Source organism: Cyanobium sp. NIVA-CYA 375, from assembly GCF_056108345.1.
Window position 1 is genome coordinate 1 of record NZ_JBSYHW010000086.1, and the last position, 8676, is coordinate 8676.

At 60.4% G+C, this 8676-nt stretch carries 12 protein-coding genes and 2 pseudogenes; 9 read left to right on the forward strand and 5 right to left on the reverse strand.

All coding sequences use genetic code 11. The features are described from left to right. The 4 genes and pseudogenes from AC01FP_RS14765 to AC01FP_RS14780 all read right to left on the reverse strand — a co-directional run. Positions 1–218 (reverse strand): annotated as a pseudogene (locus tag AC01FP_RS14765) (hypothetical protein); the annotation flags it as partial. 191 nt (positions 219–409) lie between these two features. Continuing rightward, positions 410–1075, reverse strand: a pseudogene (locus AC01FP_RS14770) (UDP binding domain-containing protein); the annotation flags it as partial. A 134-nt stretch (positions 1076–1209) separates the two neighbouring features. Further along, positions 1210–1761 carry a DUF4351 domain-containing protein gene (locus AC01FP_RS14775; protein WP_474481379.1) on the reverse strand — a complete coding sequence of 184 codons (552 nt, stop codon included), beginning with the start codon at positions 1759–1761 and terminating at the stop codon, positions 1210–1212. After that, positions 1718–2074, reverse strand: a complete 357-nt coding sequence (locus tag AC01FP_RS14780; RefSeq protein WP_474481380.1) for a DUF2887 domain-containing protein — start codon at positions 2072–2074, stop codon at positions 1718–1720. The genes AC01FP_RS14775 and AC01FP_RS14780 overlap by 44 nt, the downstream gene beginning before the upstream one ends. A 413-nt stretch (positions 2075–2487) precedes the next feature. Between AC01FP_RS14780 and istA the strand changes: the two genes are divergently transcribed. The 8 genes from istA (at position 2488) to AC01FP_RS14820 (ending at position 7189) form a co-directional block, all read left to right on the forward strand. Then, positions 2488–3927, forward strand: coding sequence for an IS21 family transposase (gene istA, locus AC01FP_RS14785; RefSeq protein ID WP_474481382.1), 1440 nt, complete (start codon positions 2488–2490; stop codon positions 3925–3927). 44 nt (positions 3928–3971) lie between these two features. Further along, positions 3972–4547: an ATP-binding protein gene (locus tag AC01FP_RS14790; RefSeq protein ID WP_474481383.1), complete on the forward strand. Its 576-nt coding sequence runs from the start codon at positions 3972–3974 to the stop codon at positions 4545–4547. Next, positions 4501–4623, forward strand: coding sequence for a type II toxin-antitoxin system RelE/ParE family toxin (locus AC01FP_RS14795; RefSeq protein WP_474481385.1), 123 nt, complete (start codon positions 4501–4503; stop codon positions 4621–4623). Before AC01FP_RS14790 ends, AC01FP_RS14795 begins: the two co-directional genes overlap by 47 nt. A gap of 116 nt (positions 4624–4739) precedes the next feature. Further along, complete coding sequence (locus AC01FP_RS14800) at positions 4740–4904, forward strand: helix-turn-helix domain-containing protein (RefSeq protein ID WP_474481393.1); 165 nt, start codon at positions 4740–4742, stop codon at positions 4902–4904. A gap of 395 nt (positions 4905–5299) precedes the next feature. Beyond that, positions 5300–5632 (forward strand): type II toxin-antitoxin system PemK/MazF family toxin, encoded by a 333-nt coding sequence (locus tag AC01FP_RS14805; protein ID WP_474481395.1) that lies wholly within the window; start codon positions 5300–5302, stop codon positions 5630–5632. A gap of 93 nt (positions 5633–5725) precedes the next feature. Then, complete coding sequence (locus AC01FP_RS14810; RefSeq protein WP_474481386.1) at positions 5726–6169, forward strand: DUF1254 domain-containing protein; 444 nt, start codon at positions 5726–5728, stop codon at positions 6167–6169. Beyond that, positions 6075–6794, forward strand: coding sequence for a glycosyltransferase (locus AC01FP_RS14815; RefSeq protein WP_474481388.1), 720 nt, complete (start codon positions 6075–6077; stop codon positions 6792–6794). Before AC01FP_RS14810 ends, AC01FP_RS14815 begins: the two co-directional genes overlap by 95 nt. Positions 6795–6796: 2 nt before the next feature. Beyond that, complete coding sequence (locus AC01FP_RS14820) at positions 6797–7189, forward strand: GtrA family protein (RefSeq protein WP_474481390.1); 393 nt, start codon at positions 6797–6799, stop codon at positions 7187–7189. A 115-nt stretch (positions 7190–7304) separates the two neighbouring features. Here the strand turns inward: AC01FP_RS14820 and AC01FP_RS14825 are convergent, their stop codons facing one another. Beyond that, positions 7305–7796: a Uma2 family endonuclease gene (locus AC01FP_RS14825; RefSeq protein ID WP_474481391.1), complete on the reverse strand. Its 492-nt coding sequence runs from the start codon at positions 7794–7796 to the stop codon at positions 7305–7307. A 534-nt stretch (positions 7797–8330) separates the two neighbouring features. Here AC01FP_RS14825 and AC01FP_RS14830 point away from each other — a divergent pair. Next, positions 8331–8676, forward strand: a 346-nt coding sequence (locus AC01FP_RS14830) for a hypothetical protein (RefSeq protein WP_474481392.1), incomplete at its 3' end; no start/stop codon positions are given.

Consider the following 8676-nt stretch of genomic DNA (forward strand, 5'->3'; position numbering starts at 1 on the left):
CCTGAGATCCAAGCTGTTTTCAGAGGTCTGTCAAGAGCGGAACTGCCACGGAGCTTTCTCCCCCCTGAACAGTTACGTTCAAAGGTGTATTCGAAGGCCTTGATCAGGCCCTGCTGCTCGCGCTCGTTCAAGGCCGGCGGCTCAAAAAACGTTTCCAGCTGCGCCAGGGCCTGGCGGTAATTGCTGAAGCGCTGCTGCCAGCGGATGTCGCTGGTCATAACCGCTCACTCCCGCGCGCCGCAAATTCTGCCACCGTGCTGGCCAACCCTTCCGCCAGTGGAATCCTTGCCGTCCAGTCCAGGGCCGCCAGCCAGCCCTCCCCATACCGCTCCCGTCACAGTGCACCCGTACTGTCCCGCAGAACCTTCGTGGTTTGATGGGGGTTCCAGCCAAGCGCCTGCGGCGGGCATCAGCTCCCCGGATCAAACCCCTTCTCGGCGGACACCGCCACCTCCGGCCTACCCCACACCCCACACCCGCAGCCCCGCCACGCGCGCAGCCGCCGCATCACCGCCGCCAGAGCGGACCAATCGAGCAGGCGGAACTGCTGCCACTCGGTGAGCAGCAGCACAGCATCCGCGCCACAAACGGCGGCACAAGGATCCCCTGCTTGCTGCCACAACCCCTCGCCCTCTGAACCCACAAGGACCTCCACCCCCAGATCCGCGGCGATCTGCCCGGCGCACACCTTGGGATCAAAGATCGCCAGCTGGGCGCCTTCTTCCAGCAGGTCGCGGCAGATGCGGATGGCCGGTGTTTCCCGGGTGTCGTTGGTGTCGGCCTTAAACGCGAAACCCAGCACGGCGATGCGTTTACCGCTCACGGTGCCAAAGAGGCGGTTCACCACCAGGCGGGAGATGCGGTGCTGCTGCCAGGTGTTGAGCGCCACCACCTGCTGCCAGTAGGCGGCCACCTCGTGCAGGCCGTAGTGGCCGCAGAGGTGCACCAGGTTGAGGATGTCTTTCTGGAAGCAGCTGCCACCAAAGCCGGGGCCGGCTGCGCGTGCCACCTCCTGCACATCGGCGCCGGTGGCTTCTCAGAAGGCGGCGATGCTGTTGATCGAGCAGATGCGCTGGTTGCCGATTCGGCGGGACTCCGCTCCCAGCCGCCAGTGGGTGGTGCCTGCCGAGAGGGTTGGGGCCGCAGAAGCCACAATCCTGCTGAGCCAGCGGGCGACTCATTAACTGCAGCCCCAGCGGAGCTTGAGCCTCAACCCTTGTGCTCCTCCAGCCAAGCCGTCAGATCGGCAGGCCCGCTGAAATCGAGCAGTGCCACTCCTTCGGAGAAGACTGCGTCTACAGCCAGGGCCTCCAGCTGCTCCAGTGGCAGCGCTTGGATGCGAGCGGTGGTGGAATTGCTGAGGCTGCCGCAGCGGCGGTTTAGCAGGCGCAGGGTGACGGTGGCTTCTCCGAGCGCCCGGCCGCGAGCTTCGCCCTCCTGCCGGCCTTCTGCAATCCACTGCTGGGCGGCGCGGGTGTGGCGCAGCTCCTTGGCTGGAATGGTGACGATCTCCATGATGGCCTCGCGGGTGAGATGGGGAAACCGTTCCACAAGGATAGTGAAAACGGCAGAGTTCAGATCCGGACGTTGCTCCAGGATCCGCTCGGTGCTGGGACGCAGCTCAGCCAAAGGCCGCACCGGCAATGTGAGCAGGTTGAGCAACGGGTCGAGATCGCTCTGGCGGCTCATCCTCTCCAGGCTGAGCCAGTGCACCAGATCAACGAACGTCTGCAGTTGGCTGGGCAACAGGGTTTGGAGCAAGCCTGAGGCGCCGGTGCGGCAGCACCACCACCACAGCCAGATGCAGCACCTGGGGGTGGAGCTGCAGAAAGCGAGCGGTTTGAGCAAACAGACGATGCTTGAACCCTGGCTTGGCGTGCATCTGCACCTCCAGCAGCACCACCGGCTGCTCTGGCGTGCCCGCCTCGCCATTTCTGGGCCAAAAGGCCCCATCAAGACGATGGTTTGTCGCTTTGAGCTCCGGCGCGTCAAAACGGTAGAGCGCATCCCCAGGGGAATCGGGCCCGAGCGAGGGAGATGGCGCACCCGCCGCCGGCAGCAGCAGCGCGATCAAGTCCGGCGCGCTTTGAAAGAGCCCGCAGAACCAGTGATCGGTTTTCAAGCCCCACCCACTGACACCGGCCAGCCCTCCCCATCCCAATCACGCCACAGTACACCTGTACTGGCTTGTGGCGCTTCCGTGCTTTCACGGGTTCCCCGCCAAGCGCCTGCGGCGGGTATCAGTTCCCCGGATCAAGCCCCCTCCCAGCGGGCACCGCCACCCCAGCTGAATCAATCAGTGAAGAGCCGCCTCAATCCAGCACAAATCACTGGCCTGGCCGGCCCCAACTCCCTTGGTTTTGGTGGGGGTTTTCACCGTGTCAGCCGACATCGAAAACTGGGCCAGCGCCGACACCAAAAGTGAGCCACCCGGAAGCGATGGGGGAGCCATTGCCGGCCGCGTCAGCGGCGGGTCATGGCGCTTCCTTGCAACGGTCAGCGGCGGCGCAGAAACGATCGACAGCGGGTGTGGGCTTTGGGTTGGCCAAGGCGGCCAATGCCCATACAGCAGGGGGGTTGGTCGCGCTGGAGGGCGTGATGGAAACCCCAGAGGAGGTGGCGGTGATGCGCCAGCTGCTGGAGAGGGGCTGGAGCCGGCGGCGGATCGCGACGGAGCTGGGCATCTCGCGTCACACGGTGTGTCTATACCTGGCCCTGGGGGAATGGCAGCCGTACAGCACCGCGAACCGTTCCGGGCAGCTCGACGACCATCGGGAGTGGCTGCAGCAACAGTTTGAGCAGCACCACGGCAACGCCGAGGTGCTGCGGCAGGAGCTGTTGAAACAGAAGGGGATCAGTGTGAGCCAGCGAACGGTGGAGCGTGCGGTGCAGCCCTGGCGGCAGGCGCTGCGGCAGAGCGCTCAGGCGACCGTGCGCTACGAGACCCGGCCCGGAAAGCAGCTGCAGGCTGACTTTGGTGAGCTTTGGGTGCCGATCGGCGGGGTGCGGACCAAGGTGCATTTCTGCGTGCTGACCCTGGGGTACTCCAGGCGGCAGGTGATCCGGGTGTACCGGCAGCAGCAGCAGCGCCATTGGCTGCAGGCGCTGGAGGAGGCCTTCCGCTTCTGGGGTGGGGTGCCCGAGCAGGTTCTGGTCGATAACGCCCGGGCGCTGATCAGCCTCAACAACCCCAGAACAGGAGAACTGGTGATCAACCCCACCTTTGCCGCCTTTGCCCGGCACTGGGGATTCACGCCCAAGGCCTGCTGGCCGCACCGACCGCAGACCAAGGGGAAGGACGAGCGCGGCGTGGGCTATGTGAAACGCAGTGGCCTTGCTGGACACCGCTTTGACACCTGGGGCCAGATGGAGAACCATCTGGAATGGTGGAACCGGGAGATCGCCGATCTGCGCATCCACGGCACCACGGGCGAGCAGCCGCTGCTGCGTTTCCAGCGTGCTGAGGCCGGGGCGCTGCTGGCGCTGAATGGCAAACCGTCGTATCTGGCGGAGCAGGAGTTCAGCCGTCGTGTCGCCAAGGATTGCTGCGTCCAGGTGGAGGGCAACTGGTACAGCGTGCCTGCCGCGCTGGTACGTCAGAACGTGATGGTGCAGATCCGCGATCAGCAGGTGCTGATCCGCCAGGGAGGCCGGATCGGGGTCCCCACCATTTCCGGGCCAACAAGCCGGCCCGGAAATGGTGGGGTGCCCCTCGTGGCGCGCCATAGCCGCCAGGCGGCGAACCATCGGATCCGCCAGGTGATCGCCGGGCACTGGGCTGGATTGGTGCCGCAGCGGGCGATCGAGGCCGCTGCCCAGAGCGAGACCACCGGCATGGCGGAGGTGGTGGCGCTGGAGTCAGTGCGGCGCTCGTCGCTGGCACGGCCCCTGAGCGACTACGCGGCTGTTGTCGCGGAGGTGGGCTGATGCCACGCAGCACGCAACAACCACCGGCGCCATCTCGCTCTGGCATGACTGCCGCTGAACTGGCCGAGATCCAGCGGCTGGTGGAGGATCTCGACGGGATGCTCAACTGGCTGCGGCTGGGCGCGATCCGCGAGCAGCTGGACGGACTGTTGGAGGAAGCCGCCAGGCGGCAGCTGAATCTGCGCGAGGCCCTGGCCTGGCTCTGCGCCGCCGAGGTGGCGAGCAAGGAGCAGCGGCGGCTGTCGATGGCGATGACGATCGCCCACTTCCCGTTCGTGCGGACGCTGGAGGGATTTGAGTTCGAGGCCCAGCCCTCGATCGATCCGGGCAAAATCCGTGATCTGGCCACCTGCCGCTGGGTCGCTAATGGCGACAACGTGGTGCTGCTCGGCCCACCGGGAGTCGGCAAGACGCACCTGGAGGTGGCGCTAGGCCGAGAGGCGGTGGCCCGTGGCTACATGGTGCAGTTCACCACAGCGATGGAGTTGCTCGGCGCCCTGGTCAAGGCGCAGCAGCAGGGAACGCTGGAGATGCGGCTGGCTCAGTACGCCAAACCGAAACTGCTGATCATTGATGAGCTGGGCTACCTGCCGCTCGATCCTCCTTCATGGCTTTGTTAAAAAGTCGGGCAAGATGCCGCCAGCAGAACTCAAAACCGCAAAAGCACGTCTTGCGCAACTGCGAGGATCAAAATGATTGACCGGCAACATGTTGGCAGCAACTTTGATGATTTTCTCCGCGACGAGTGCCTCCTTGATGACGCTGAGGCAGTGGCCGCAAAGCGTGTGGTCGCATTTCAGATCGCTCAAGAGATGAAGCGCGCTCAGCTTACTAAGACTGAGTTGGCACAACGCATGAAGACGAGCAGACCGGTAGTAGATCGTCTCCTAGATCCCACAAATCGCTCGGTCACTCTCTCGACACTCGGTAGGGCAGCATCAGCAGTAGGCAAGACTCTCAAAGTAGAACTTACGTAATAGCTTGCCCAACAACAAGATTCAGCGAACGGTACCAGTGACTTTTCACTTACCTCGAAATCCTGTCCGCACTGATTTGGAGCGTTAGCCAGAGCAGGGGGATGCGCAGAAGTCGCGAACGTGGTTACAATGTGATCACGCCTACAGGCTGTGGTCGTGGTTCGAGCGAAACTGGTAAAAATTGGCAACTCGAGAGGGGTCCGTCTCGCCAAGCCGCTGCTTGAAGTTGCGGGGCTGGCTGACGAAGTCGAGATTGAGGCGGCTCCAGGGGTGCTAACCATCAGGCCATCGGCTCAACCGAGGACTGGCTGGGCAGAGGCGGCATCGTCCTTCCAGTCGGAGGAACTTCTCGCTGAGATGAGCTCCACATGATTTGATAATGAAGAGTGGTCTTGGTGACTGAAGAACACGTCTCAAGAGGCGATATCTTCCTTGCCGCGTTGAATCCCACTCGCGGATCTGAAATCAGAAAGACAAGGCCTTGCGTCATCGTGTCGCCGGACGAACTAAATTCTCACCTAGGCACATTCATCGTTGCGCCACTCACAACAGGCGCTCACCCATACCCTTTTCGTGTGCGTTGTACGTTTGATGGTAAGAACGGTCACGTTGTAGCTGATCAGCTGTGGGCTGTAGATAGGGAACGTCTCCTCAAGCAATTGGGGAGACTGTCGGAGACTACGCTCAATGAGCTGCTGGGTGTTCTTCAGGCGATGTTCGCTGTGTAGAGGCCTGGCTAACACAGCCATGCACTTGACACGCCCCCTTCAGTTTCCCGCAGCCCAACGAGATCCCAACATTCCCCAAGAGGAAAGAAGGAAATGAAAGAGTTCATCGAGACACGCGAGGTGACGCAGAAGACCTACTGCCGAGCTGAAACGGACCGAACCTTCTACAACGCATCGCAGCTGACTGGCGGCGTAAACAAGCTTTTGAGCTTTCGCAATGTCACGCCGCTGGACAGGCAAACGGTGGTCAGGATGAACAAGGACACGCTCTACACGGTGGCCCTGGTGGATACGTCCAATGGTGCCACCATCACGGTACCTGACATGCCGGCGGTCCGCTATTTCTCGGTACTGATGCTTGATAACGATCACTATTGTCCGGGCGTCATCTACACGTCGGGCACGCACGAACTGCCTCAGGACACCAAATATCTCGCCATCAATGTTCGTATCCAACACAGCAATCTTGGCGGGCGTAACTCATTGCAATGCCGACGCTTGCATCCTCATCGATGCAGATCTTCAGGATCCTCCTAGCTTGATCGCCCCGATGATTTTAGCCTGGCTAGATGGATATCAAGTAGTTAATGCTGTTCGCGACGATCGAGCGAGTGACAGTCTAATTAAAAGATTAAGCTCTGCTGGTTTCTATTCGCTTTTTATGCGTCTCAGTAAATTGAAAGTTCAGTTTAATGCCTCTGATTTTCGACTCCTCGATAGAGTTGCTATAGATGCTATCCTCGCCTGTCAAGAGAGAGTTCGCTTCTCTAAAGGGTTCTTCGCCTGGGTTGGGTTTCGGCAGAAAAATGTTTATTTCGTACGTCCAGCTAGGAATTCAGGTCAATCCAGCTGGGGAGTCTGGAAACTTTGGAACTATGCCCTAGACGGGATCTTTAGCTTTTCAACTGCCCCATTGCGAATTTGGGGCTATATTGGAGCTATGGTTACCGTGGCGGCATTTTTTGCCGGCTTAATAGCAGTCGTTCGTGTTCTCTTCTTTGGCATTGATGTTCCGGGCTATGCCTCTATTTTCTTTGCCGTAACCTTTCTTGGTGGATTGCAACTTATAGGTATTGGAATCTTGGGTGAATACGTAGGGCGTTCTTATCTGGAAGCAAAACGAAGACCCCATTACCTGATTCGTAATATTGTTAGGGTCTGATAGTGAAACGAGGCTTTTGGTTGTGGATCAGAAAGCAGCGTCTTGTTCGATTTAGTGCAGTAGGGCTGATTTCCACTTTTGTCCATGCCAGCCTATTGATTTTTTTTCTGGAAATTTTTAAGTTCTCCAGTTCCAAAGCCAATTTGATCGGCTTCTTGATCGCCTTTACCGTCTCGATGGCAGGCCAGCAACGCTTCACTTTTGGTGACCGATTGCAGGGAAGTCACCTCAATGCTCTTGGGCTGCTTATTCTGTTACTAGTTAATTCAGCAGCTGCTTTCGGGTTTGGCTTGCTTGTGAAAGGGGGTCTCGTGATTGTGCTTCCTTTAATTCCAGCCGCTATTAATTATATCTTGCTTTATCTGTTCAGCGGTAACTCACGCTTTAAATATTGAGCGGTATAAGTGCGGCGCCAGCAAGGAAGGGTTGTCGCTGCTTCTAGAAATCCCACCGAAGACTCGTTGCCTTGGCCTGGCTGTAGGCCGTGCTGGCTTCGGTGCCTGATCAGTGTCAGGCCGCCCAGATCTCATCCAGCTGCAGCTGCAGTGCTGGAAACTCAGGTCCGGCCTCCAACACCGCAATCCCTTCAAATCGCTGTGAATCACCGCTGGCGGACCAAACCTCCACAGCCTGCTGGTGGGGAATGAACAACCAGCCGAGGCGGGCACCGTTGGCCTGGTAGGCAGCCATTTTGCTGCGCAGGGCCGTTAAACCTCGGGGGCTTTCGTCGCTGGGGCTAGCCAGTTCGACCACCAGATCCGGGCAGAGGGGGGCAAAGCCGCGGCGCTGCTCGGGGGTCAGCGCCTGCCAACGATCGAGACGCACCAAGGAGGCGTCTGGGCTGAGCACGGAGTCGTCGGGCAGGCGGAAACCCGTGGAACTGCCGAACACCTTCCAGCCACCCTGCTGGTCTGCCCAGAGCAGCATTCGCATCTCAATGCGCTGGGCTAACTGCTCTGGGTTGAGCTGCTCGGTTGCGAGTGGGCTGGCAGAGATGGCCATCGCTCCAATCCCTGGGGTTCTTTCATTTTAGGGCGCAGGGCTGCCTAAAAGTTTGATCAAGGCCCCTTTGCCGTCATCGTCACGCCTCCCAAGGCCAGCATCCCTGGATGTTTTAAGAAACCCTTTGCGGATTGAGCGGTAGCCACCGCGCTTGAGCAGGTATGGCCTCCGGCCTACTACCGCAAACACCGGGACGCCATTCCGATTGGCGTAGCGATGGGCATCCTCGCCGAGCTGGACATCGCGGGCCCAGTGCCACTCGTTTTTCGATGCTCCAGCCCTGCCGGATCAGCCGCAGCAATGCTTCTGGCGCTGTTCTCAGGCTGCAGCTGTCATGCAGAGGGGCTTGGTGATCGACCTGAACAGCCGACTCGCCATCCTGCCAGGCTCTTCATCATGGATGCTGATTTCGATGGCCTGGATGATGTGGAATTTCTGCGCTGCACCTGATCGAGGCTTGCAATGGCGAGAGGACCGGACCAAGCCAGCCCCAGCGCCCAAACCCGACACCGTGCTGGCCGAGCTACGCCCCCCATGCTTTCACCCCCAACCAAGCCTGCACTTCTGAGCAGACTGCACCGCAAACTCCAAAGACACTGGTGGCGTTGGCGCTCTCTGGCGCGCCGTTCGAGCATTCGCGCCCATCTGGCTCGGCGCCGGGCCCAAGGGGCTCGCTTCCAGGCCTACCCGGAGCTGCTGCTGGCCCTGCAGGCCTTCAACAAAGACTTCCTTTTGCAGCGCAGCCTGCAGCCGTTTCTCGATGGCGGCCTGCGCCACCTGCTGGTGTTCGCCGATGGCTGCTGCGATCGCACCGCCGCCACGGCCCATCGCCTGCTCTCCGGCCCCGAGCACCTGGTGATCGCCGCCAACGATCGCCATG

Excerpts from the sequence above, each read along its gene's own strand:
- AC01FP_RS14790 (WP_474481383.1), top strand. The coding sequence starts at position 3,972 with ATGACTGCCGCTGAACTGGCCGAGATCCAGCGGCTGGTGGAGGATCTC.
- AC01FP_RS14795 (WP_474481385.1), top strand. The coding sequence starts at position 4,501 with ATGAGCTGGGCTACCTGCCGCTCGATCCTCCTTCATGGCTTTGTTAAA.
- AC01FP_RS14800 (WP_474481393.1), top strand. The coding sequence starts at position 4,740 with ATGAAGCGCGCTCAGCTTACTAAGACTGAGTTGGCACAACGCATGAAG.
- AC01FP_RS14810 (WP_474481386.1), top strand. The coding sequence starts at position 5,726 with ATGAAAGAGTTCATCGAGACACGCGAGGTGACGCAGAAGACCTACTGC.
- AC01FP_RS14815 (WP_474481388.1), top strand. The coding sequence starts at position 6,075 with ATGTTCGTATCCAACACAGCAATCTTGGCGGGCGTAACTCATTGCAAT.
- AC01FP_RS14825 (WP_474481391.1), bottom strand. The coding sequence starts at position 7,796 with ATGGCCATCTCTGCCAGCCCACTCGCAACCGAGCAGCTCAACCCAGAG.